Here is a 23,505-nt window from a genome sequence, read left to right on the forward strand (position 1 = left end):
GGGGTTCCCGCGAGTCGCCTGGTTTCGGCGGCCGAGTCGCCCCGGCGGCGGTAGGTCAGGTGGTGGGCAGGGGCGTGCGCCGGGCGCGGCGGACCGCCCACACGGTGCCCAGCAGTGCCACCCCGACGAGGGGGTAGCCCATCGCCAGCCGGGCGATGCCGAGCCAGGTCTCCTCCTCGGCCCGGTACAGCAGGCCCTGCACGACGACGCGGGCGGCGAACACGAGGGTCCACAACGCGGTGGCGAACGTGTACGCGCGCAGCAGGCGGCGGTCCTGGCGCCAGCCCTGGCCGTCGCCGTTGATGCCGTGCCACACGACGCCGGCGAGCGGCCAGCGGACCACCATGGAGACCAGGAACGCGAGCCCGAGCGCCGCGCTGAACAGCAGGCCCGGCAGGTAGAAGCCGCGCGCCTCGCCGGTGCGGTAGGCGATGAACGCCGCGATGCCCACGGCGAACAGACCGGAGACGGCGGGTTGCAGCGCCTGCTTGCGCACGATCCGCCAGATGGCGATGAGCACGCCGGACGCGAGCGCCGCGATCAGCGCGGGCTGCAGGCCGAAGAGCACGTTGCTGACGACGAACACCGCGACCGGGATCGTCGAGGCGACCACCCCCTGCACGCCGCCCATCTGCTCGAGCAGGGTGGGGAACTCGCGCTCGGGGCGCGCCGGGTCGCCGGGCTGGTGCTGCGGTGCGCCTGCCGTCACTGTTCTCCTACCGTCGTTCGCTCATTGGGCCTGGCAGATCTCGTAGAACGGGTTGTAGAGCACCTTGCGCCCGTCGCGGACGGCCAGACGGCCGCGCGCACGCATCGTGCGACCGGGCTCGATGCCCGGGATGCGCCTGCGGCCGAGCCAGATCAGCGTGACGCCCTCGGTGCCGTCGAACAGCTCCGCCTCCAGGGAGGCGTTGGCGTCCTGCGGTCGGAACTCCACGCTCCGTAACCTACCGAACACGGTGACCTCCTGACCGCAGGCACACTCCGCAGCGCGCTGCGCCCCGGATTTCTCGGCGTCCTCGGACAGGTCGTCGGCGTCGAGCACCTCGACGTCACTGGTCAGCCTGCGCAACATGCGGCGGAATGCACCGCCATCGGTGCCGGCCATGTCTCCCCCAGCTCGCTCGGCGCCCGCCTTCGGGGCCCGTTACGGTTCCAGCGTAACTCTCCGGAAACCTCCCCGGCTGGTTCCGCCGCCCGCCGGTCGGACGCATCACAGCGCCGGCACCCGTTCCGTCGCCGAGCGGTCGCCGGGCCGCGACGTGCGTCCGGTCCGGGCCGTCGTGCTGCCCGGGTCCGGGTCGGACGAGGAGTTCGTCCGGGCGGCGTTCGGGCCGCCGTTGCGCGCGCTGGGCGTGCGGCTGCACGCGGTCCGGCCCCGCACCGGCGCGGACGTCGTCGCCGGCTACCGCGCGGCGCTGGACGCCGCCCTCGACGGCCCCGGCCCGCTGCTCGTGGGCGGCATCTCCCTCGGCGCGCACGTCGCCGCGGCGTGGGCCGCGCAGCGGCAGCACGCGGCCGGCGACGGCCTCGCCGGGCTGCTCCTGGCCCTTCCCGCCTGGACGGGTGCGCCCGACGGCGCCCCCGCCGCACTGGCGGCCAGGGCGATCGCGGCGCAGGTGCGGGCGGGCGGGGTGACCGCCGCCGTGGCCGCGGCGCGCGCGGGTTCCCCCGACTGGCTCGGCGCCGAGCTGGCCAGGGCGTGGCCGCGCTACGGGACGGGCCTCGCCGCGGCCCTCGAGGCAGCCGCGGTCGAACCCGCCCCCGACCCGGCCGCCCTGCGGTCGGTCGCGGTTCCGGCCGGGATCGCCGGCCTGGTGGACGACCCGGTGCACCCGATCGCCGAGGCGCGGCGCTGGCATCGGCTGCTACCCGCCGCGGCGCTGCACACCGCCACGCTCGCGGCGTTCGGGGCCGACCCCGCCGTGCTCGGCCGGGCCGCCGTGCTCGGGTGGCTCGGGGTCACCACCCGCTGATCCGCGACCGGGGCGCTCATTCCGTCCTGCGGTGCCGTCCGCTCGGGCCCAAGTCCGCCTCCGGCGGGAGCTGCACGCGGATCGGCACGGTCTCGGGTGCGACGTCCTCGCCGGGCTCCGGGGCCGCGTGCCGGCCGCGCCGCCGCGGGGCGTCGGGGGACGGGTCGGGAGTCACGGGGCCGACGGTCACCGGGGCGGCGAGCGGCTCGGTCCAGGCGTCGCGCTCGACGGCCCGCCGCCTGCGCCCGTTGCGCGGGGCGGGCTGCCCACGGGTGGCGGCGCTGACGTCGAGGAGGTACTCGGCGGCCAGCACCCTGCGGACGCTGCCCTCCGTGCGGTCCCCCGGCTCGGGGGCCCGCCTGCGGCCCCCGGTCGACCCGCCGGCGTCGGCGGCCGGCTCGTTCCGCGGCGCCGGGGTCCGGGAAGCGCCGTCCCCCGCGAGCTCCTCCAGACTCCACGGCCGCGTGGAGACCTCCGCGTCCGCCCACAGCGACGAGCGCGACCCGAGCCTCCAGCTCGGGGTCGGCTCCGGTTCGGGCAGGGCCGGTTCGGGCAGGGCCGGTTCGGCCGCCCCGTGCCGACCGGGCCGGTCGTCGTCGAGCAGCGCGCGCTGGACGGACAGCGGCTCCGTCGGCAGCCGGTCGACGTCCAGCGGATCGGTGGCGGCGGCATCCGGCTGCGCGGCCGGCTCGACGGGCGGCGCGGACACCGAGGCCCACGCCTCCGTCGGTGGCTCGGGCTGCCAAGCGGGGCGATCGACCGCATCGGGGGCGGGCTCCGCCGGCCGGATCGCGGCCCACGGCGGCGGCGTGGCGGGCCGCTCGCGGCGGGCTGGCGGCGCGGCCGTGAACCGTGCCCACGATCCCGTGGTCGTGGCCCGGTGGACCGTCGGCAGCGCCTCGGTGACCGCGGGAGCGTCGACCCCGGCCGGCTCGTCCACCCGGTCGTCCGTCCCGGGTTCCGGGGTGCGCGCGACCCGGGGCAGCGCCTCGGTGGGCGGTGCGACGGGCGCGGGCTCGGCCGGCCCCTCCACCCGGTCGGCCGCGGCCGCAGCGGGCCGCATCCCCGGACGCATCTGCGGCAGGGCCTCGGTGACCGGCAGGTCCGCAGCGGCGGGCGGCGCCGCGGGCCGGGCCGTGGGCATTGCATCGGTGGGCGGCGACGCGGGCCGGGCGGCAACCTGCTCCGCGGCGGGCACCGGGGCCGCGACGGACCCGTCGGAGGCAGCGGGCACGGCGGCCGTCCGGACCACGACCGGCGCCGCCTCGGGGTCCGGCGTCGCCTCGGCCGCCAGCTCCTCGGGGACGACCAGCGGCAGGACCGTGCGCACCGGGTACGGCGAGCGCCCGCGGACCACGACGATGCCTCGCAGCATCCGGCGCAGCTCGGCCTCGAGCGGGGCGGACTGGGCGGTGGGTCCGGTGGCGACGCCGTAGAGCATCCATCGGGGGCCGTCGACGCCCACGAAGACTGATGTCGCGGCACCGGAGGTGGCGTGCAGCTCCCGGCCCCAGTCGCCCGTGAACGACCGGACCCTCGCGCCGCCGTCGCGCAGCGAGGTCTCGATCTCCTTCGCCAGTTCGGGCCACAGCCTGGACGACTTGGGGGCGGCCAGCGCGCTCACCGAGAGCCGCCCCTCGGGCAACGTGATGTGGACGGCCTGCATCCGGCCCTTCGCGGTGGGCTCGACCGAGACCGTGCCGCGGGGCGAGACCGGCACCCGGACCGCGCCGAAGTCGACCGTGCCGAGCGCGTCGGTGACCTCCGGGTCGATGTCGTCGACGTCGTAGGGGCCGGTGCCGGGCGGGTCGTCGGGCCGGTCGAGCGCGAGCGCCGTGTCGCCGCGCGGCAGGTCCGCCGCCGCGTCCTCCTCGGGGTCGGCCGTCGAGCGGTTGCGGCGGGCCACTAGGCCATCTCCGCCGGAGGGGTCTCCCCCGCGCCGAGCCCGTCGTGCCCGCCGGTGGACCCGTGCCCGCCCGCCCCGCGTTCGGACGCCGGCAGCTCCGCCACCTCGACGAACTGCACCTGCTCGACGCGCTGGACCACCAGTTGCGCGATGCGGTCGCCGCGGCGCAACCGCAGCTCCTCGCGCAGGTCGTGGTTGATCAGGCAGACCAGGATCTCCCCGCGATACCCGGAGTCGACCGTGCCCGGCGTGTTCACCACGGACAGGCCCGCCCGCGCGGCCAGGCCGGAGCGGGGGTGGACGAAGCCGGCGTATCCCGGCGGGAGGGCGATGGCGACCCCGGTGCCGACGACCGCGCGCTCGCCGGGGGCGAGCACGACGTCGGCCGTGCAGCGCAGGTCGACACCCGCGTCTCCGTGGCGCGCGTAGGACGGCACGGGCAGTTCGGGGTCGAGCCGGGTGAGGAGCACCTCGACCGCCCGCCCGGGCGGTGGTGCGGCCGGCGGTGCGGTGAGCGGCTTGTGCTGGGGAGCGTCGACGGGGCCGGACACGACGGGCGAGGCTACCCTCGGAAGGGTGAGCGAACATCCGACCGCCCACCGGGCTGCGACGTCCGGCGCCTCTGGATTCGACGAGCGGTTGTCGGTGCCGTTGTGGTGGTACCTACCGGCGCTCGCCGTGGCGATCCTGCTCGGCGCCGAGGTCCACATGGGCTACCCGGGGCTGCGGTCGTGGATCGGCTACGCGATGACGGTGCCGTTGTGCCTGATCGCACTGTTCTGGCTGGGGCGTGCGCGGGTCCGCGTCGCCGACGGCGAGCTGCGGGTCGGGGACGCCGCGCTGCCACTGCGGTACGTGGGCCGCGTCGAGGTGGTCGCCAAGGCCGACAAGCAGGCCGCACTGGGCCCGGAGCTCGACCCCGCCGCCTTCCTCATGCACCGCGCCTGGGTCGGGCCGGTCGTCCGGGTGGAGGTCACCGACCCGGACGACCCCACGCCCTACTGGGTCGTCAGCGTGCGCGAGCCCGAGCGCCTGCTCGAGGCGCTCGGGCGCTGACCCGGGCCGTCACGTCCGGCGAGGGCCGGGCGGCACCCGGTCCTCGTGTCGGCCGCCCGGACTCAGGCAGCCCGGACTCAGGCAGCGCAGTCGCGGCAGATGAACTGGTTGCCGTTGGTCTCGGCCAGCCGGCTGCGGTGGTGCACCAGGAAGCAGCTGGCACAGGTGAACTCGTCGGCCTGCTTCGGCAGCACCTTGACCGTGAGCTCCTCGCCGGACAAGTCGGCGCCCGGCAGCTCGAAGCTCTCCGCCGTGTCCGACTCGTCGACGTCGACCACGGACGACTGGGCCTCGTTGCGGCGGGCCTTCAGCTCGTCGAGCGAGTCCTCGGCCATGTCGTCGGTCTCGTTGCGGCGCGGCGCGTCGTAGTCGGTCGCCATCGTTTCCACCCTCTTACACACATGTCGTCGTCGTGCGGCTGGACAACGTCACAGCGCCGGGGTTTGTGCCCGGCACTCGAGTGACGCCGGTCTCACCCAAACCCCGGGTCGCGGCTTCGATCAGCTCGACGCCGGTGCACGCTCGGACTCCCCCGGGGCGGAGAGGGTAACCCAGGCCGCCACGCCGCGCCCGGCGCCCCGACCTGCGAGGTCCAGCCCATTAGGGTGCCGACGTGGTTGTCTCTCCCGATCCCTCTCCAGGGGCCGATCCGGCCGCCGTCGGGGCCTGGCTGGCCCAGCAGCTGGGCGACCCCGGATGGCGGGACTGCACGTTGCAGCCGGTCGGCGCCGGGCGGTCGAACCTCACCTACCGCGTCGACAGCCCGGCAGGAGCGGTCGTGCTGCGGAGGCCGCCGGTCGGCCAGGTGGCGGCCACCGCCCACGACATGGGCCGGGAGCAGCGTGTCATCAGTGCGCTGGCCGGCACGGCCGTGCCCGTCCCCCGGGTGCTGGCCACCTCGGCGGGCGGCCCACCGGTCGACGCGCCCTGCTATGTGATGGAGCTCGTCGACGGGGTGGTGCCGCTGGGCGACCTGCCGGCGGGCTGGGCCACCACCGAGGACGAACGGGAGCGGATCAGCCGGGCGTTGGTGGACGTGCTGGTCGCGCTGCACGCCGTCGACCCCGCCGCGGTCGGCCTCGCCGACTTCGGCAGGCCCGAGGGCTTCATGGCCCGTCAGGTGCGGCGTTGGGTGACGCAGTGGGAGCAGGCCCGCGCGGGCGGTGACCTCACCGACCCGGACACCGCCGCGGAGCTCAGCCGGCTCGCCGAGGCGCTCGCGGCCGCGGTCCCCTCGACGCAGCGACACGGGATCGTGCACGGCGACTACCGCATCGACAACTGCCTGTTCGACGCGGCCGACCCCGGCCGGATCCGCGCCGTCCTGGACTGGGAGCTGTCGACGCTCGGCGACCCGCTCGCCGACGTCGGGCTGCTCCTCGTGTACTGGCGCCAGGCCGACGAGCAGCCGGTCTGGCGGGCGGCGCAGTACCTGCCCGGCCCCACCCGGCTACCCGGTTTCCTGCGGCGGGCCGAGGTGGCCCAGGCCTATGGCGCCGGGAGCGGCCTCGACCTCGCCCCGCTGCCCTGGTACGTGGCGTTCGGGGCGTTCAAGCTGGCGGTGGTGCTGGCGGGGATCCTCTCCAGGGTGCGGGCGGGCATGGTGCCCGCGTCGATGGCCGCGGGCCTGGACGGCGCCGTCGGCCCGCTGGTGACGCTGGGGCGGCACGTACTCGCGGAGGGGTTGGAATGACGAGCGACACGACGAGCCGGCGCGTGCGGCCCTACCAGCGCCGCAGGCGCGACCCGGTGATGGCGGTCGTCGCCGTGCTGGCGGTCGTCGCAGTGGCGACCTGGACCGTCGTGCTGCTCAACGCCACGGGCCCGGCGGGCACCATGAGCTGCCCGGCCCCCGTGGGCGGCCCGCCGCCGCCCGGTGAAGTGCTCGCGTTGGACGCGCTCGACACCGTGCCCCCGGTGCCGCCGGACGCGGTCCGGGTGCGGGTGTTCAACGCAGGTGGGCAGCGCGGCCAGGCGAACCTCGTGGCCGCGCAGCTCGGCGACCTCGGGTTCGCGGAGGCGGCGCCGCCGGCGAACGACCCGTTCTACCCCGAGGAGAACCTGGAGTGCGTCGGCCAGCTGCGCTTCGGGCCCGCCGGTGAGCGGGCGGCGAGCACGCTCGCGCTGGTGCTGCCGTGCGCCGAGCTCGTGCGCGACGCCCGGGAGGACGACACGGTCGACGTCTCCGTCGGCACGGCGTTCGGCGACTTCAACCCGATGCGGGCGGCACTCGACGCACTCGACCAGCTCTCCGCGCCCGGTGGCGGCAGTGACGGCTCCGCCAACGCCGACCCGGAGGCCGCCGACGCACCGGCGCCGCAGCAGCAGCCGACGGTCGACCCCGCGGTGCTCGAGGAGGCCCGCACGGGCGTCTGCTGAGCGGCTTCGCCGCTCGTGAGTGGAAAGGGTGCCAGAGCACTTCTTTCCACTCACGAGCCCGGAGGGCTCACACCGCGCCGGCGCCGTACTCCTTCGCGAGCGCGGCGAGCTCGGCGGCGATGCCGGGGGCCGCGGCGAAGAGGGCGTCGGCGCCGAGCCCGTCGTCGGGCGGGGTGCTGCCGGTGGGCCCGGGCGTCCGCACCACCGCCCCGGCCTCGGCGGCGATGAGGGCGGCGGCGGCCCAGTCCCACCAGTTGCAGCCGTGCTCGAGGTAGGCGTCGGTCCAGCCGGCCGCGACAGCGCACAGGTCCAGCGCCGCGGCGCCCGCCCGCCGCACGTCGCGCACCCGGGGCAGCAGCCGGGCCACCAGGTCCACCTGCCGGACCCGGCGCTCCGCCCGGTAGGAGAAGCCGGTGGACAGCAGCGACAGCGACAGGTCCGTGGCGCCCGACACCCGCAGCGGGCTGCCGTCACAGGTCGCGCCGCCGCCCGCCGACGCACTCCACAGGCGCCCGGACGCGGGCTCCATCACCGCCCCCGCCACCGACACGCCGTCCCGGGCGGCCGCGATCGAGATCGCGTACCAGGGCATCCCGTAGAGGAAGTTGACGGTGCCGTCGATCGGGTCGACGACCCACGTCGTGGCGCTGCCGCCGCTGCCGCCGTGCTCCTCCCCCACCACGGCGTCCCCGGGGCGCAGCTGCGCGAGCCGTTCCCGGATCAGCGTCTCCAGGGCGTGGTCGGAGGCCGTCACCACGTCGGTGGGTGTGCTCTTCGTCGCGACGCTGTCGCCGGGCGTGCCCTCCCACGGGCGGGGTAGGCCGCGCAGGTGGTCGGCCGCCTCGGTGACGATGCGCTCGGCGATCCGCCGGAGCGCCTCCGGCTCGTCGGCGGACGGAATCGGGGACGCGGGGAGGTCGTTCACGCCGTCCATCCGACCACACCGGGCAGCGGGCCACACGGGAGATCGACCCGCCGGACGCTTCCGCGTGGCGAGGCGCGGACGCACGGAGCACACGCAGTTACAATGGAGCGGTACCCCGATGCGGGATGGCCTCCGGCAGCACCAGCGGACGGCGATCCGGCGAGGTATCCGACAACATCTCGACCTGCCGCCGGAGCTGGATATGCGTCCCGGCGCACCGCAGACGCACTGTAGCGAGAGGGCCTAGTGGCAGCCGCAGACTCCGCAACCCGCATCGATCCGACCGTCGACGACCCGACGGCGGGTCCAGCACCCGCACGCCGCACCCATTCGCGGGCGGCAGGCGCGTCCGCCAAGACCGCGACCAAGTCGGCGCCCAAGACCGCGAAGTCGCGCACGGCGAAGAAGGCAGGGGCGCCGGCCAAGAAGGCGGGTGGGGACGCCGATCCGGCGGACCTCGACGGCGACGTCGAGCTCGACGGCGCCGACGTCGAGCTCGAGGACGTCGAGGTCGAGCTCGACACCGACCTCGTCACCGACGAGCCGGAGAGCGACGCCGCGGACGACGAGGACGACGACGAGGACGACGAGGAGGTCGCCAACACCGGCGCCAACCGTCGGGCCCCCACCACACGCAGCTCGCAGCAGAAGCAGTCGGGCGACTTCGTGTGGGACGAGGAGGAGTCCGAGGCGCTGCGGCAGGCCCGCAAGGACGCCGAGCTCACCGCGTCGGCCGACTCCGTCCGCGCCTACCTGAAGCAGATCGGCAAGGTCGCCCTGCTCAACGCGGAGGAGGAGGTGGAGCTCGCCAAGCGCATCGAGGCGGGGCTCTACGCCGCCGAGCGGATGCGCCGGTCGATCGACGCGGGCGAGAAGGTGTCGCCGCAGCTGCGCCGCGACCTGCGGTGGATCGTCCGCGACGGCGAGCGCGCGAAGAACCATCTGCTGGAGGCGAACCTCCGCCTCGTGGTGTCGCTGGCCAAGCGCTACACGGGCCGCGGCATGGCGTTCCTGGACCTGATCCAGGAGGGCAACCTCGGTCTGATCCGTGCGGTCGAGAAGTTCGACTACACCAAGGGCTACAAGTTCTCCACCTACGCCACGTGGTGGATCCGGCAGGCCATCACCCGCGCCATGGCCGACCAGGCCCGCACCATCCGCATCCCGGTGCACATGGTCGAGGTCATCAACAAGCTCGGCCGCATCCAGCGCGAGCTGCTCCAGGACCTGGGCCGCGAGCCCACCCCGGAGGAGCTGGCCAAGGAGATGGACATCACCCCGGAGAAGGTGCTGGAGATCCAGCAGTACGCCCGGGAGCCCATCTCGCTGGACCAGACCATCGGCGACGAGGGCGACAGCCAGCTCGGCGACTTCATCGAGGACTCCGAGGCCGTCGTCGCGGTCGACGCGGTGAGCTTCACGCTGCTGCAGGACCAGCTGCAGTCGGTGCTCGCCACGCTGTCCGAGCGCGAGGCGGGCGTCGTCCGGCTCCGGTTCGGCCTGACCGACGGCCAGCCGCGCACGCTCGACGAGATCGGCCAGGTCTACGGGGTCACCCGTGAGCGGATCCGGCAGATCGAGTCGAAGACGATGTCGAAGCTGCGCCACCCGTCCCGGTCGCAGGTGCTGCGCGACTACCTGGACTAGAAGGATCACCGGAAGGCCTCTGAGCTGCGGAAACGCAACTCAGAGGCCTTTCGCTTGCGTCGCACAGCGCTCTCAGTCAAGAGAGCGACGTGGCCGCTCCCGACCTCGCGTCGCTGCTCGCATCGTGGGAATTGAGCCTGCGCGCGGAGCGCAAGAGTCCGGCTACGATCAAGGTCTACGGCGACGGAGTGCGCCGTTTTCTCTCCTGGTGCGAGGAGACGGGCCTTTCCCCCGGAGCTCAGCCGCCGCACGGTCGCCACCTTCGTCGCGGACCTACTCGACGCCGGCGCAAAACCTGCGACGGCTCGCTCCCGGCACCTGTCCCTGCGCCGCTTCTCGGCCTGGCTGGTCGAGGAACGCGAGCTGCGGGAGGACCCCCTGCTCGGGTCCAAGCAGCCGAAGCTCGACAGCAACGTCGTACCGGTGAGGGGCAAGGGCAGCACTCTCGTACTGGCTACTACACCCGGGCTCGCCCTGATCTCGGCGCGCACCCGGCGCCGCGTCAACCAGGACCAGACAGCCTGCTTGTCCTGTGGGGCCGGGAGCAGCGTGTCAGGTTCGATGGGACCCCCGTATTCGGTGCCGGAGAGATCAGCGAAGACCGCCCCGGTGAGCAGCATCAACGCGCGGTCGTACAGCCAGTAACCCGCGTTGGCGGAGGAGAATTCGGCGCTTGGCAGCCCGATGGCGCGGGCGTTCGGCAGCGCGCGGAACGACAGCAGTACGGCTTCGCCTGAGCTGGCCGTCGAGTTGTCCTGCAGCACGACCACCGGCTCGTGTGTCGGGTTCCCGTTCAGCAATGCGGTTCATTGCCGCAGCGCCACCGTCTGGCGATTGCCGTGCCTCCGGCCATCCACCCGCCACGAGCACGCCGCGGCGTCACAGGCGGCGACGTGCCGCTTCGAGCTCGGCCGCGACGAGAAGGCTCCCGAGCTGGGGTGACCCGCTCGGCGCGTCCCCGAGAGCGGCGAAGATCTTCTCGAGGCGCTGGTAGAGGCTCTGCCGCTGGAGGTGCAGCGCGGCGGCGGTGTCGGTCTTGCGCCCCAGGTGCCGGACATAGGCGATCAGGGTGTCGACCAGATCGCTGCCCCGGTCCCTGTCGAGTTCGATCAGAGGGCCGAGCTGCTCGTCGATGAACTGGTCGATGACGGTCGGCTCGCCCAGCGCCAGCAGCAGGCGTTCGACGCCGAGCTCGGCCGCGTCGACGACGGTGCCGAGCGACCTGGCAGCGAGGACGTCGAGTGCAGCGGCAGACTCCCGCATGGACCTCCCGATCGTGTCGACGTCGTGCGCGCCCGGGCCGACAGCCACCTGGGCCCCGGGTCGAAGGGCGGCGGACCTCAAGTCGGTGAGGACGTCGCGGCGCCCCCGGCTCAGTGCCGTTCCCCCGAGCGCGACCACCGCGAGATATCGCTCCTCGTGCACCTGGGCGATCGTGAGTCGGCCGCGTCTGCGTAGCGCGGCGTCGATGGACGCCGACCCGGCCGGCCCGCCGAACTCGGCAACGACGGTGACGTAGGGGCCGGCCGTGGCAACGCCGAGACGCGCGGCCAGATCGGCGTATCGCTTCCTCGACGTCGGACCGCCCACGGTCATCCTCAGGAAGTCGCGGACATCGCGTTCGACGTGCGACGGTGAGCGGACCCGCATCAAGGCCAGGCTCAGCACCTCGGGGGCCCGGTCGCGGGCCGAATCCAACAGCCGCAGGTCGGTGTGTGGGAGCGGGCGCAGGGTCAGGACCGCCACGGTGACTCCGGCGATCGCCACCGGCGCGGTTACGGCATGGTCGTGCATGCCGGCGGGCTCGTCGCCGCGTGCGAACCCGGCGGCGATGAGCTCGCCGGTGAGCGACACGAGCTCGGTGTCGGCGCCCGTGCGCCCGCTCAGCACCTGCATCAGCTCGGGGAGACCGGCGCCGGACGCCATCGCCTCGGCCAGGGCGTGCGAGATCTGGTCCGCGAGCTGCAGGCGCCGGACCGACTCGTGGATCAGATGGCCGTTGATCGCCTGCGTGACCTCGACGAACCGGACGACGCGCCGGAGCTCGACCAAAGGCAGGCCGAGCGCCTCGGCCTCGTCGATCATCTCATCGGGCACAGTAGGCAGCCGACCGCCCGTCTCGATCGCCAGCCCGGCCACCGAGCGGGCCGCCAACGCGCGCAGGTAGCGCCGCCGCTCGTGCGCGTCGGCCGTCTCGAGGGCGACGCCTCCGACGAGGAGCAGCTCGCCGCCGCGGAGCAGGTCCGCGATGTTGAGCACCTCGCTGGTGTGCACCCAGCTGACGGTCCGGGACAGCCGATCGCCGCCGGCGAGAACGACGGGATCGGCTGCGGCGAGGCTGGGGTCGTCAAGCACCTCGCGCAGCGGGAGCGGCATGACGGAACGTCCTCCTTGACGCACTGATGACTGACAGAACGTACCTTGTTCGCCGGAGTGACGCGGGACACGCTCGTTCCTCAACAACCCCGACACCCGGGAGGGCGCAGATGGGTTCTGCGAACGGCTCCGCCGGAACGTTCGATCTCGAGCAGGTCCTGCAGCCGATCCCCGAGAACGCGCGGACGACAAGCGTGTCCGGCCAGTTCTGGATCTGGGCAGGGGCGAACATCGCGCCGATCAACTGGGTGCTCGGCGCGCTCGGAATCCACCTGGGGCTCGGCCTGCGCGACACGCTCATCGTCCTGATCGCCGGCAACTTCGTCGGGATGGCGCTGTTCGGCCTGTTCGTGCTGATGGGACAGCGCACCGGCGTGACGGGCATGGTGCTGTCCCGGGCCGCGTTCGGGCGCCGCGGCAACTACCTTCCGGCCGCGATCCAGGCCTGCCTGGCGATCGGGTGGTGCGCCGTCAACACGTGGATCATCCTCGACCTGGTCATGGCCCTCCTCGGGGAGATCGGCGTGGTCGATCCCGCGGGGCACAACTACGCCTGGAAGATCGCCGTCGCCGCCGTGATCATGGCGATGCAGGTGACGATCTCCTGGCTCGGTTACCGCGCGATCGCGGCCTTCGAGAAATGGACCGTGCCACCGACGATCCTCGTCCTGATCGCGATGTCGGCCGTGGCCTGGTTCTCCGTCGGCGTCGACTGGGGCTACGCCGGTCCGCCGGGCGAGGTCCTCACCGGGAGCGCCCGCTGGGCGGCCATGACCAGCGTGATGACCGCGATCGGCATCGGCTGGGGCATCACCTGGTTCACCTACGCGGCCGACTACTCGCGGTTCGTGAGCCGGTCGGTACCCCACCGCAGGCTCTACGTCGTGAGCGTGCTGGGCCAGTTCCTCCCAGTCGTCTGGCTCGGTGTGCTGGGTGCGAGCCTCGCCACGAAGAACGGCTCGGTCGACCCGGGACAGCTCATCGTCGAGAACTACGGCGCGCTGGCGGTTCCGGTGCTGCTGCTCGTGGTGCACGGTCCGATCGCGACGAACATCCTCAACATCTACACCTTCTCGGTCGCGGCACAGGCCCTCGACATCAAGGTCGAACGCCGCACGCTGAGCCTCTTCGTCGGCCTGTTCGCCATGCTCGCCGTGGTCTTCTTCGTCCTCCAGGACGACCTCGCGACGATCCTCGACACCTGGCTCGTGGGAATCGTCGCCTGGGTGGCGGCCTGGGGCGGCATCATGCTCGTCCACTACTACCGCTTCGAGCGGGCCGACCTCGACGCCGACCGGCTGTTCGAGCCCGTGCACAGCAAGCGGCTACCGGACGTCAACTGGGCCACGATGACCGCCTTCGCCCTCGGCGTGTTCGCAACGTGGCTGTTCATGTACGGGCTCACCGACCCGCTCCGGGGGTTCGCGGCCCGCGCCATGGGCGGGGTCGACCTGTCCTGGCTGGCGGGCGGTCTCACCTCGGCCGGCGTCTACGCCCTGCTGGGCGGGCGGGTGCACGCCCGCTACGCCCACCGGCCGGACGAGGCCCCTGCCGGCCCGCCGCTCGGCGCGCCCGGGCCGGCCCTGACCGAGCCCTGATTCGAGGGCCCCGCATTGCCACTCCGATTTCCCTGCGCAGCGGACCGGTTTTCCGCGCCGGCTCGCCGCACTCACCCGACAACGGAAGGATGATCAATGACTGCCTCGAGTGCCCCCGTCACCCGCGTCTCGGAGCTGGAGCGCCTCAAGATGCTGCACAACGGGGAGAGGGTGCCGTTGACCTTCTCCGAGGCCGAGATGGAGCGCCGGCTCGCCGGTCTGCGGCAGATCATGGTGGAGCAGGACCTCGATGCCGTGATCCTCACCAGCTACCACAACATCAAGTACTACTCCGACTTCCTCTTCACCTACTTCGGCCGCTCGTACGCCCTCGTCGTGACGCCGGACGACTCCGTCACCGTGACCGCCAACATCGACGCCGGCATGCCCTGGCGGCGCAGCTACGGCGACAACATCGTCTACACCGACTGGCGGCGGGACAACTTCTCCCACGGGCTCCAGGAGCCCCTTCGCCAACGCGGGATCACCGCCCGACGCATCGGCGTGGAGGACGACACCCTGCCGCTCATGTCCCGCCGGCGGATCCAGGACACCTTCGACCGCGCCACCCTGGTGGACGTCTCCCAGGACGCCATGCGCCAGCGCATGATCAAGTCCGCCGAGGAGATCGAGGTCATCAAGCACGGGGCCCGCATCGCCGACCTCGGCGGAGACGCCATCCGCGACGTGGTCCGCGAGGGGATCACGGAGTACGAGGTGGCGCTGGTCGGCACGGAGGCCATGACCCACGAGATCGCCCGCACCTTCCCGGACAGCGAGATCCGCGACACCTGGGTGTGGTTCCAGTCCGGGATCAACACCGACGGCGCCCACAACTGGGCCACCACGCGGAGAGTCCAACGCGGCGACGTCCTCTCCCTGAACTGCTTCCCCATGACCTCCGGGTACTACACCGCTCTCGAACGGACCATGTTCCTGGGACAGCCCGACGAGCGTTCCCTCGAGCTCTGGACCATCAACGTGTCGGTGCACTGCCGGGGCCTGGAGCTGATCAAGCCCGGGGCGGTCTGCAAGGACATCGCCGCGGAGCTCAACGAGATCTACGTCTCCCACGGCCTGCTGCCCAGCCGCACGTTCGGCTACGGGCACTCGTTCGGCGTGCTCAGCCACTACTACGGGCGCGAGGCAGGCCTGGAGCTGCGCGAGGACATCGACACGGTCCTGGAGCCGGGCATGGTCGTCTCGATGGAGCCGATGATCACCATTCCCGAGGGGCAACCCGGCGCCGGCGGCTACCGCGAGCACGACATCCTCGTCGTGCACGAGGACGGCGCCGAGAACATCACCACGTTCCCGTTCGGCCCCGCGCACAACATCGTGTCCGCGTAGTTCGGCCCGACGGCGGCGGCGCGGCCCGGGCGGGCCGCGCCGCCGTGCCCCACCCCATCCCCAGCGACGGCAAGGATCACGGTGCTCACCACTCGCCACCTCGAGGATCTCGACGCGCAGACCTACCAGGAGTACACAGCCACCGGCCGCGGGCTGGTCCTTCTCCCCACCGGCGCCACGGAGCAGCACGGCCCGCACATGCCCCTGGGCGTGGACGCGATGCTCGCGAGGGCCGTCTGCGCCGCCGTCGCCGACGACGTCGATGCCCTGGTCGCGCCGGCCTTCTGCTACGGATACAAGTCCCAGCCGCGCTCCGGCGGCGGCAACCACCGCATCGGCACGACCAGCCTCTCGGCACAGGCGCTGATCCTGCAGACCCACGACGTCGTCATCGAGTTATTCCGCCACGGCATCCGCAAGGTAGCGGTCGTCAACGGGCACTTCGAGAACTACCAGTTCTTGTACGAAGGCCTGGACCTCGCGGTCCGGACGGCCCGGTTGCTCGGCATGGAGGACAGCCGGGCCATGCTGCTCTCGTACTGGGACCACGTCGACGACGAGACCCTGCGGGCCGTCTTCCCCGATGGCTTCCACGGTTGGGACATCGAGCACGGCGGCGTCCTGGAGACGTCGCTGATGCTGCGGCTGCACCCCGAGAAGGTCGACATGTCGCGCGCCCCCACCCACCCACCGGCCGAGCCGGCCCCCTACGACATCTTCCCCGAACACCCAGCTCGAACCCCGATCTCGGGCTGCCTCTCCTCTCCGGCAGGAGCCACCGCCGAGCGCGGTGACCTCCTCTTCGACACCGTCCGGTCCGGGATCTCCCGAGCGATCAGCGCGGAACTACGGCAATGAGTTGGTCAGCGCGTCCTCGACGCGACCGCCTCGCCCTTTCCGGCACGGGGTCGATCAGGTCGTCCCGACACCGATTCGGTCGAGATCCTGGCCGACCACCAGGGTGCCGGAGAAACCGTTCTTCGCGCGCTGCCACTCCTCGGCGGGCCAGTTGCCGGGTACGAGGTGGGACAGGACGAGGGTTCTGACCCGTGCGCGCTCGGCGATCGGGCCGACGTCCTCGATCACGGTGTGCACGTTGATCAGGTGTTGGAACAGGCTCTCCTGCGCGGCGTCCCGGGGCGCCGGAAGGAGACGTCCGACCCACTCCCGGGCGATGACCTCGTGCACGAGCACGTCCACATCCTGGGCCAGCTCGATGAGGTTGCCGGTCGGGCCGGTGTCGCCGGAGAAGGCGACCGAACCGTCGTCGGTGTTGAACCGGAAGGCCAGCGCCGGGAACACCGGCGCGTGCTGCACGAGGGTCGCCGACACCTGCGCAACCGCATCTGCGACGTGCTCGGCAAGCTGCACGCCGCGAGCCGGGCCGAGGCCATCGCCCGGGCCCGGGACGCCGAGCTCGGCACCGGGGCTGAAACTTACTCATCGGGCCTCCCCGAACCGGCTGCTGACGCGGGCCGGTCCACCAGAGCCCGGCCAGGACGGACGGGTCAGGATGCGAACGGATGCGAACGGATGCGAACGGCGTCCGGTCGAGCTGGTCGAGTGCGCAGACGCGCGCTCGGCACGGAGGCCAGGCGAGGGGCCCACGTCGGGTTGTCCCCACTCGGGAAGGGGGGTTGATTCGCACCGGAGTAGGGATTCCTCGGTCGATTCGACCATGGCGGACCGCTGACGATTAGCGGGCAACACCAACTGCCCGCCCGTCATGAAAGGGAGTGCCGCCATGTCGACCGTCCAGGAGCTCGCCAGCACGTTCATCGACCTCCGCACCGAGGACCAGGAGGCCCTGAGCGAGTGGGCCCGCACCGAGAGCGAGACGTTCGAGGCGTTCGCCTCCGCGTACCTCGCGCCCGCCAGGCCCTGCGGAAAGGGCTGTCACTAGCGCAGCCGCCACGAACGTCGCCGGCGTGATCGCGCGAGCAGGACGACGCCTCACAAGACGGCCCCGCACCCCTGTACCGGGCGTACTCGGGTGCGGGGGCAACGCGGCGAGGCGTCGTTCCGGCTCCCGAGGACCCGGTGGGCGTTCGTGGCCCCCACAGTAGGAGTTCGGGCCCACCAGGAAGGACGGCCGATGCCCCGCCCGCTGCTGTTCTCGTCGAGCATCCACGAGATGATCCTCTCCGCGGACTCGAGGGACTTCCAGGCGTGCATCGGCCGTCCCCCGGGGGCCGGGCTGCCCGCGAAGGCCGTCGTGCTCATCACGCGCGCCGGCGACCGGGAGGCCGACGAACTGTCCCTCCGCCTCGCGGCGCGCAACGTGCCCGTCGTCCGGTTTGACAGCGACCGCGTGGGACGTGCCTCGTTCCAGTGGGACGTGCCCTCGGGTGTGTGCACGTTCGACGGGAGTTCCTTCATCCCGAGCGTGTGCTGGGTCCGCTCGTTCTACCGATCCTCGATAGCCGCCACCGGCGACGCCGCCGCCGATGCGTACGTGACCGACAACTGGGCCGCGCTCGTCGCGGCGCTGACCGAGGACCCGCGCACCGACACCGTCAACGCCGATGCCGACATGTCCCGCCCTGGCGTGCTCGCGCAGCTCGCCGCCGCCGTCCGTGCCGGGCTTCGCGTTCCAGCGAGCATCGTCACGACCGATCTCGCCGACGGTGCCCGCAGCCTTCCCGGCGACGGTGACGTCGTCGTCAAGACGCTCGGCGATCACTTCGTCGAAGTCGTTCCCGGCCGGCTGGTCGCCGTCCTCCCCCGCCGCGTGGCCCGCCCCGACCTGGCGGACCGGCCGCTCGAGCCGGCGCCCGTTCTCGTGCAGGAGTTCATCGCCTCGACACGCGAGCTGCGCATCTACGGCGTCGCCGACCAGCTCGTCGCCTTCGAGGTGGCGAAGGCCTCGCCGGAGTCGCCGTGGACCGAGCCCGACAGCGTGGCCATCCGCGAGGCCCCGGTACCCGCACACCTGCGCCGCCCCCTCCGCGCGCTCATGTCCCGCCTGCGCCTCGACGTCGGCGCGTTCGACGTGCTCGAGACCCTCGACGGGCCGGTCTTCCTCGAGGTCAACCCCACCGGCGACTGGCTGACCTTCGAGTCAAGGGCCGGGGTCACCACGGTGACCGACGCGGTGGTCGACCTCCTCGCCGGCCGCTACGCGAACCCCCGCACCGCTTCCTGAGAGGAGCACCCCGTGAAGGTCAAGGTCGCCGAGTGCGCCGCCCTGTTCTGGAGCGGCGGGCAGCCCGTCTGGGACGACGCGCTGGGCCACCGCCAGCTGGCGCTGACGCCCGCGAGCGAAGGCCTGCTGCGTACCTTCGCCACCTGGCGCGAGCTCGACGACGCGGGGCTCGGTCCGGAGCAGCGCTCCATCGCGGCCCGGTTGATCGATGCGGGTGTGCTTCTCGAATGGGGCTCCCCGGCGCACGAGAACGAGGTGCAGGTCCTCACCGGCTGGCAGCCGTGGGGCGCGGCCGCCCGCCAGTACCACCTCGCGTCACGCACGCTGGCCACCACCGTCTATCTCGACGATGCCGACAGCGACGCCGAGCTGGAGGCCAGAGCCGCGTACGCTCCGCCGCCGCCGCCGTTCAAGACCTACCCGGAGGCACCGGCCGTCGCGCTGGCCACGGGCCCGCCGGCGTCCGACGACTGGGAGCACGGCGACCTCGTCGACGCGCTGCACCACCGCCGGTCGGTCCGCGAGTTCGCGCCGTCCGCGGTCGATCTCGGCCGGCTCACCGCGCTCCTGCAGCTCGGGGGCGGCATCGTCGAGCGCCGCGCCGACTCCCTCTACGGGACGGTGGCATTCAAGGCGAGCCCGTCGGCGGGCGCACGGGACCCGATCGAGATCTACGCGATCGTGCGCAACGTCGTCGGTGTCGATCCGGGCCTGTACCACTTCTCGCCCGGCACGAACGCGCTCGAGAAGGTCGGCGAGCTGCCGTCCGACGATGCGCAGGCGGCCGCGCTCGGCGGTCAGGGCTGGCTGGCGGCTGCGCCGGTGGTCCTCGTGTACAGCGCGGTCATCGCCCGCACGCAGTGGCGCTACCCCTCCGGCCGGGCGTATCGCGACGTCCTGATCGGGTTCGGCCACGTCAGCCAGACCGTGCTGGTCACGGCCGCCGCGATGGGTCTCGGCGCCACTGTGGTCACGGCGGTCTCCGACGAAGACCTGGAGACGATGTTCGGCCTCGACCGCACCGGGGAGCCGGTTCTCGGGGTCACCGCGGTCGGCGTTCCCGCGCCGCGCCGATGACCGGGCCGGGCTGCCGGAGATGAGCGTGGACCGGCAAATGGCGGACCGGCGCGACTTCCGGCTGCTCTGGTGGGGCCAGGCGGTGTCGCAGCTCGGAAGCCGCGGGTTCCACATCGCCTACATGCTGTGGGTCGTCGCGATGACGGGGTCAGCCACCCAGGCCGGCGTGGCCGGCACCGTCATGCTGGGCACGTCGACGCTCGGGCAGCTGCCGGCCGGATGGCTCGCCGACCGCCTCGACGCGCGCCGGTTGATGATCGGATGCGACCTGGCGTCGGCCGCCGCAGCCCTCTCGCTCGCCGCGGCCGCCTTCGCCGGCCGGTACTCCCTGGTGCACCTCGTTGTCGCCGGCGCCGTTCTCGGCTTGGGGTGGGGCACCCGCAGCACCGCCGAGGCAGTCGCCCTACCCCAGCTGGTGACCAAGGACGAGCTACCCGGTGCAGCCGCGTTGAACGAAGCCCGAAGCCATGCGGTGGGGCTCGCAGGACCGCCGTTGGGCGCTGCCCTGTTCTCGCTCGCCAGGGCCCTGCCCTTCCTGTTCGACGGGCTGTCCTACCTGGTCGCCATGGTGTGCACGGCGTCCATGCGGACGCCGCTGCGCACGGCGACAACCCCCACCGACCGGCACCCGCTCCGGGAGATCGCCGACGGCCTGCTGGCGTTCTGGCATCAGCGCTTCGTCCGGGTCACCGCGGTCCTGACCGCCATGAACGAGCTCGTGGTCGCCTCGATGGCGCTCCTGATCATCGTCCAGCTGCGCGACGCAGGTGCATCACCCGTTGCCACCGGCGTCGTCTTCGCGTTCGGCAGCCTGGGTGGGCTGGCGGGGGCGACGGTGGCGGCCCCGCTCCAGCGGCTGATCTCACCTCGCTCGCTGCTCGTCGCCATGCCCGCCATCGGCACGGGAGCGGTGCTCGCCGTGCAGGCGGCGCCGGCTACGTGGGCGATCGGCCTCGCCTTCGGCGTCCTCATGATGGTGCTGGCGGTCTGGGACGCGTTCCTGGCCGGTCGCTGGCTGGCGGTGACCGACGCCGCCGTCCGCGGCCGCGTGCTCTCGGCAGCCGGAACCGTGGCGACGGTTCCGGCGATCGGTGCCCCCGTCGCCAGCGGCGTCGCGCTCGAGCACCTCGGCCGTCAGGGATGCGTCCTGATCCTCGCGGGGATCCTGGCTGCGGTTGCGCTCGTCGCCTCCCGCAGCGTCGGCAAATGGTCGGCCGGCGGCAGCCGGCACAGCGCTCGGTTCGTGAGCACCACCGTGAGAGCGCCGGTCTCCGGAGGGCAGAGGAAGGTGCCGTAACCGGCCTCCGTCTCGTCGAGCGGCATCCGATGTGTGATCATCCGGGTCGCGTCAGCGCGCCCGTGGTGATGGAGTTCATGAGCTGAGGGATCGTCAATCCGGAGGGGATCCCGGTCGTGATCGGCACCTGCTTCGCCCATCGCGGACGCGGCGAGTCCCGTTGCCGGAGCTGCTGGACCTCATCGCCCGGACCGCGTGCTCGCTGACCGGGTACGAGGCGAGCGGAGTGCTGCTCGCCGACGAGACCCGGCGCTCGCTGCACATCTCCGGCGTGTCGGGCTCGATGGCGCGTTGATCATTCCGGCGAGCGAGGACGGACGGTCGCGGCGAGTTGCGCGTCACGGTGGTAGCCGACCATCCACCAGGAGACCTCGGCGCGCCCTCGAGTACCTGCGCTCACACTGTCGAGGTCACGCCGTCGAGGTCACCCCGGTCGAGGTCACCCGGTCGAGGCAGTGCCCTCGTGGCGCAGCTCGGCGCCGCGGGGGTCGGGAAACTTCAGCAGCAGGCCGACGACGAGGCCTGCGGCCATCAGCACCGCGAGCGCGATGGACAGGCTCGTCCAGCCGAGGCCGGCGAGCGCGACCGGGAACACCAGCGACGCGATGAAGCCGCCGATCTTGCCGCTCGCCGAGGACAGCCCCTGCGCGGTGGCCCGGTACAGCGTCGGGAAGGGCTCTACCGACATCGGGAAGAGCGCCACGGCCATGATCTGGATCGGAATCGTGGACAGCGTGATCAGAGCGAACATCAGGACGACGTTGCCCTCGTCGACGAAGGCCAGCGCGAGCGTGAGCACCGTGGCGGCGGCCCAGCTCACCAGGATGTACGCACGGCGCCCGAAGCGGTCGAGAGAGAGCGTCGCCACCAGGACGGCGATCGTGTAGATGATGTTCACCGCCACGCTCATGGCCAGCGTCTGCACGGTTCCGGACAGCCCGACCTCCCTGATGAAGATCGGGGTTTAGAGGTTGAACCCGGCGCCGCGGATGGTGACGAGGAACCAGAACAGGCAGGAGAAGATCAGCGCGATCCGGACCGTTCGGTTGGCCAGCAGTGGGTTCGACCCGGCCACCGCCGTTCGCGTCGAAGTCGCGGTGGGCTCGGCGCGCCGGGCGTCCTGCCAGGCGGCGCTCTCCTGGCTCCCGCGGCGCAGCAGCATCCTGACCACAGCGAGCACCGCCGCGCTCCCGAGCATCCACCGCCACGACGATTCGCCCAGCGCGAGGTAGAGGAGTATGCCGGCGATGCCCGAGGCACTGGCGCCCGCGAACCAGAACACCTGCATGAGCCCGGTGACGCTGCCCCGCCGCTTCGGGCCGACGGACTCCGCGATCAACGTGGTGCTGACCGGCAGGTCCGCGCCGATCCCGAGCCCGACGACGAACCGCCCGAGGATCGGCGCGAGCACCGGCTGCCCGGTCACCGCCGGCGCCGGCGGTCCCGCCGCGGGACCCTCCGAGATCCGCGCTCTGCACCCCGGCGCTGCCCGGTGCCGCCGGCTGCTCACCGCGCTCGGCCGCGACGGCGAGGGCGCCGCGATCTCCGAACTGGGAGTGGTGGGCTCCTTGCTCGAGGACATCTCGACCGAGCAGGTGGAGCGCCTGCTCGAGCGCACCCTGGGCGCGCTGGAACGCTACGACCGCGAGCACCAGGCCCAGCTGATCGACACGATCCGCTGCTACTTCGCCTGCGGACACAACGCACCAGCGGCGGCCCGCGAGCTCGGCGTGCACGTCAACACCGTCTACCAGCGCCTGGAACGGATCGACCACGTGCTCGACAGCAGCGCCTGGCGCTCACCCACCGGCGGACTCGAGGTGCAGATGGCACTGCAGTTCCACCGACTGTTGCGCCGTTAGCGCCAGGCCACAGCGTGATCAACGGCGACGGCCCGACTGCGCCCGACCCCGTACCGTTCGTCGTCGGTCTGCACAGGCCGGGGCAGGCCCGCACCCGGTAGCCCTCCGAACGGAGGCCGCCGCCCCGTCAACGTGCCGAGGGGTTCCAGCTCGCCGCGGCGGCCGAGGCGATTGACGGCACGTGCGGTTCGACCCCGACCAGCTCGGCGAGCCCGAGCAGGATCGTCGCGGAGATCAGCGGGCGCTGCGGCGGGTGGGATGCGCCTTGTGGCCCACTCGCCGCGGCCCCCAGGATGGTGCGCGACCGGCGCACACCCCAGGAGGTCCTCGGAGGAATGCCCGTGGACGACCTCGACTTCATGAAGCACGCGATCGACCAGGCGCGTACCGGCCTGCAGGAAGGAGGCATTCCCATCGGCGCGGCGCTCGTCCACGACGGTGCGGTGCTGGCGGTGGGCCGCAATCGGCGGGTCCAGCTGGGCAGCGCGATCCGGCACGGTGAGACGGACTGCATCGAGAACGCCGGCCGACTTCCTGCCCGCACCTACCATGCGTCGACCCTCTACACGACGCTCTCGCCGTGCTTCATGTGCGCCGGAACGGCCCTGCTCTATGGGATCCCCCGCATCGTCATCGGCGAGAACCGCACGTTCGAGGCCTCGGAGGACCTGCTGCGCCGGCACGGCGTCGAGGTCGTCGTGCTCGACCTGCAGGAGTGCAAGGACCTGATGGACGAGCTCATCGCCGCCGCACCGCAGCTGTGGAACGAGGACATCGGGGTCGAGGCATGAGTAGCCCTGTGTCAAGCCGCCGCCGGTTGATCTTGGTTGAGGAGTCGTTGGAGGGCTCCGTGGCGGGCGGGGTCGTAGGTGGTGTGGTCGTGCCAGCAGTGCCAGATGACGTAGAGCCAG

At 72.6% G+C, this 23,505-nt stretch carries 26 protein-coding genes; 15 read left to right on the forward strand and 11 right to left on the reverse strand.

What is annotated here, in order from left to right:
* Positions 1-55: 55 nt before the first annotated feature.
* Together KME75_RS24415 and KME75_RS24420 are read right to left on the reverse strand one after the other, a co-directional pair.
* On the reverse strand, positions 56-709 hold the full coding sequence (locus KME75_RS24415; RefSeq protein WP_308283030.1) for a DUF3159 domain-containing protein: 654 nt from the start codon (positions 707-709) through the stop codon (positions 56-58).
* Between the two features lie 21 nt (positions 710-730).
* Positions 731-1,108: an OB-fold nucleic acid binding domain-containing protein gene (locus tag KME75_RS24420; RefSeq protein WP_219417211.1), complete on the reverse strand. Its 378-nt coding sequence runs from the start codon at positions 1,106-1,108 to the stop codon at positions 731-733.
* Between the two features lie 154 nt (positions 1,109-1,262).
* Here KME75_RS24420 and KME75_RS24425 point away from each other — a divergent pair, with 154 nt between their 5' ends.
* Positions 1,263-1,976, forward strand: a complete 714-nt coding sequence (locus KME75_RS24425) for an alpha/beta hydrolase (protein WP_219417212.1) — start codon at positions 1,263-1,265, stop codon at positions 1,974-1,976.
* 16 nt (positions 1,977-1,992) lie between these two features.
* On the opposite strand, the gene KME75_RS24430 is transcribed toward KME75_RS24425, so the two are convergent.
* Both KME75_RS24430 and dut read right to left on the reverse strand, forming a co-directional pair.
* Positions 1,993-3,882 (reverse strand): DUF3710 domain-containing protein, encoded by a 1,890-nt coding sequence (locus KME75_RS24430; protein WP_219417213.1) that lies wholly within the window; start codon positions 3,880-3,882, stop codon positions 1,993-1,995.
* A complete protein-coding gene (dut, locus tag KME75_RS24435; RefSeq protein ID WP_308283032.1) occupies positions 3,882-4,352 on the reverse strand; it encodes a dUTP diphosphatase in 471 nt (156 codons plus the stop codon). Before dut ends, KME75_RS24430 begins: the two co-directional genes overlap by 1 nt.
* 106 nt (positions 4,353-4,458) lie before the next feature.
* Here dut and KME75_RS24440 point away from each other — a divergent pair, with 106 nt between their 5' ends.
* Complete coding sequence (locus KME75_RS24440) at positions 4,459-4,938, forward strand: DUF3093 domain-containing protein (RefSeq protein ID WP_219417215.1); 480 nt, start codon at positions 4,459-4,461, stop codon at positions 4,936-4,938.
* Positions 4,939-5,015: 77 nt separating this feature from the next.
* Here KME75_RS24440 and KME75_RS24445 read toward each other — a convergent pair whose 3' ends face one another.
* Positions 5,016-5,318, reverse strand: a complete 303-nt coding sequence (locus tag KME75_RS24445) for a DUF4193 domain-containing protein (RefSeq protein WP_219417216.1) — start codon at positions 5,316-5,318, stop codon at positions 5,016-5,018.
* 233 nt (positions 5,319-5,551) lie between these two features.
* Between KME75_RS24445 and KME75_RS24450 the strand changes: the two genes are divergently transcribed.
* Entirely contained in the window at positions 5,552-6,631 is a 1,080-nt protein-coding gene (locus KME75_RS24450; protein ID WP_219417217.1) for a phosphotransferase family protein, read from the forward strand.
* Complete coding sequence (gene cei, locus KME75_RS24455) at positions 6,628-7,317, forward strand: envelope integrity protein Cei (protein WP_219417218.1); 690 nt, start codon at positions 6,628-6,630, stop codon at positions 7,315-7,317. Before KME75_RS24450 ends, cei begins: the two co-directional genes overlap by 4 nt.
* A 67-nt stretch (positions 7,318-7,384) precedes the next feature.
* On the opposite strand, the gene KME75_RS24460 is transcribed toward cei, so the two are convergent.
* A complete protein-coding gene (locus tag KME75_RS24460) occupies positions 7,385-8,242 on the reverse strand; it encodes an inositol monophosphatase family protein (protein ID WP_308283031.1) in 858 nt (285 codons plus the stop codon).
* A gap of 246 nt (positions 8,243-8,488) precedes the next feature.
* Between KME75_RS24460 and KME75_RS24465 the strand changes: the two genes are divergently transcribed.
* Positions 8,489-9,889, forward strand: a complete 1,401-nt coding sequence (locus tag KME75_RS24465; protein ID WP_219417220.1) for an RNA polymerase sigma factor — start codon at positions 8,489-8,491, stop codon at positions 9,887-9,889.
* 5 nt (positions 9,890-9,894) lie between these two features.
* On the opposite strand, the gene KME75_RS46905 is transcribed toward KME75_RS24465, so the two are convergent.
* On the reverse strand, positions 9,895-10,659 hold the full coding sequence (locus KME75_RS46905) for a S41 family peptidase (protein ID WP_219417221.1): 765 nt from the start codon (positions 10,657-10,659) through the stop codon (positions 9,895-9,897).
* 109 nt (positions 10,660-10,768) lie between these two features.
* A complete protein-coding gene (locus KME75_RS24475) occupies positions 10,769-12,265 on the reverse strand; it encodes a PucR family transcriptional regulator (protein ID WP_219417222.1) in 1,497 nt (498 codons plus the stop codon).
* Positions 12,266-12,375: 110 nt separating this feature from the next.
* Here KME75_RS24475 and KME75_RS24480 point away from each other — a divergent pair, with 110 nt between their 5' ends.
* The 3 genes from KME75_RS24480 (at position 12,376) to KME75_RS24490 (ending at position 16,071) form a co-directional block, all read left to right on the forward strand.
* A complete protein-coding gene (locus tag KME75_RS24480) occupies positions 12,376-13,863 on the forward strand; it encodes a purine-cytosine permease family protein (protein WP_219417223.1) in 1,488 nt (495 codons plus the stop codon).
* Positions 13,864-13,959: 96 nt separating this feature from the next.
* Positions 13,960-15,213 (forward strand): M24 family metallopeptidase, encoded by a 1,254-nt coding sequence (locus KME75_RS24485; protein WP_219417224.1) that lies wholly within the window; start codon positions 13,960-13,962, stop codon positions 15,211-15,213.
* Between the two features lie 81 nt (positions 15,214-15,294).
* Positions 15,295-16,071: a creatininase gene (locus KME75_RS24490; RefSeq protein WP_219417225.1), complete on the forward strand. Its 777-nt coding sequence runs from the start codon at positions 15,295-15,297 to the stop codon at positions 16,069-16,071.
* A gap of 54 nt (positions 16,072-16,125) precedes the next feature.
* Here the strand turns inward: KME75_RS24490 and KME75_RS24495 are convergent, their stop codons facing one another.
* The gene (locus KME75_RS24495) at positions 16,126-16,545 is read right to left on the reverse strand and encodes an MBL fold metallo-hydrolase (RefSeq protein WP_219417226.1); all 420 of its coding nucleotides are present in this window, start codon (positions 16,543-16,545) and stop codon (positions 16,126-16,128) included.
* Between the two features lie 412 nt (positions 16,546-16,957).
* Between KME75_RS24495 and KME75_RS24500 the strand changes: the two genes are divergently transcribed.
* From KME75_RS24500 to KME75_RS45115, 5 genes are all read left to right on the forward strand, one after another.
* Positions 16,958-17,116 (forward strand): hypothetical protein, encoded by a 159-nt coding sequence (locus KME75_RS24500; RefSeq protein WP_219417227.1) that lies wholly within the window; start codon positions 16,958-16,960, stop codon positions 17,114-17,116.
* A 192-nt stretch (positions 17,117-17,308) separates the two neighbouring features.
* Positions 17,309-18,358, forward strand: coding sequence for an MvdC/MvdD family ATP grasp protein (locus KME75_RS24505; RefSeq protein ID WP_219417228.1), 1,050 nt, complete (start codon positions 17,309-17,311; stop codon positions 18,356-18,358).
* A gap of 12 nt (positions 18,359-18,370) precedes the next feature.
* Positions 18,371-19,435, forward strand: a complete 1,065-nt coding sequence (locus KME75_RS24510; protein WP_219417229.1) for a SagB/ThcOx family dehydrogenase — start codon at positions 18,371-18,373, stop codon at positions 19,433-19,435.
* A 37-nt stretch (positions 19,436-19,472) separates the two neighbouring features.
* Complete coding sequence (locus KME75_RS24515; RefSeq protein ID WP_219417230.1) at positions 19,473-20,732, forward strand: MFS transporter; 1,260 nt, start codon at positions 19,473-19,475, stop codon at positions 20,730-20,732.
* A gap of 160 nt (positions 20,733-20,892) precedes the next feature.
* Complete coding sequence (locus KME75_RS45115) at positions 20,893-21,027, forward strand: hypothetical protein (RefSeq protein ID WP_281424662.1); 135 nt, start codon at positions 20,893-20,895, stop codon at positions 21,025-21,027.
* A gap of 144 nt (positions 21,028-21,171) precedes the next feature.
* Here KME75_RS45115 and KME75_RS24520 read toward each other — a convergent pair whose 3' ends face one another.
* Positions 21,172-21,690, reverse strand: coding sequence for an MFS transporter (locus KME75_RS24520; protein ID WP_308283034.1), 519 nt, complete (start codon positions 21,688-21,690; stop codon positions 21,172-21,174).
* A 6-nt stretch (positions 21,691-21,696) separates the two neighbouring features.
* Entirely contained in the window at positions 21,697-22,158 is a 462-nt protein-coding gene (locus KME75_RS24525; protein ID WP_219417232.1) for an MFS transporter, read from the reverse strand.
* A gap of 142 nt (positions 22,159-22,300) precedes the next feature.
* Here KME75_RS24525 and KME75_RS24530 point away from each other — a divergent pair, with 142 nt between their 5' ends.
* Together KME75_RS24530 and KME75_RS24535 are read left to right on the forward strand one after the other, a co-directional pair.
* A complete protein-coding gene (locus tag KME75_RS24530) occupies positions 22,301-22,594 on the forward strand; it encodes a PucR family transcriptional regulator (RefSeq protein ID WP_219417233.1) in 294 nt (97 codons plus the stop codon).
* A 335-nt stretch (positions 22,595-22,929) separates the two neighbouring features.
* A complete protein-coding gene (locus tag KME75_RS24535; protein ID WP_219417234.1) occupies positions 22,930-23,385 on the forward strand; it encodes a nucleoside deaminase in 456 nt (151 codons plus the stop codon).
* Positions 23,386-23,505: the final 120 nt, after the last annotated feature.

The organism is Pseudonocardia nigra (genome assembly GCF_019396355.1).
In the GTDB taxonomy this organism is placed as follows: Bacteria; Actinomycetota; Actinomycetes; order Mycobacteriales; family Pseudonocardiaceae; genus Pseudonocardia; species Pseudonocardia nigra.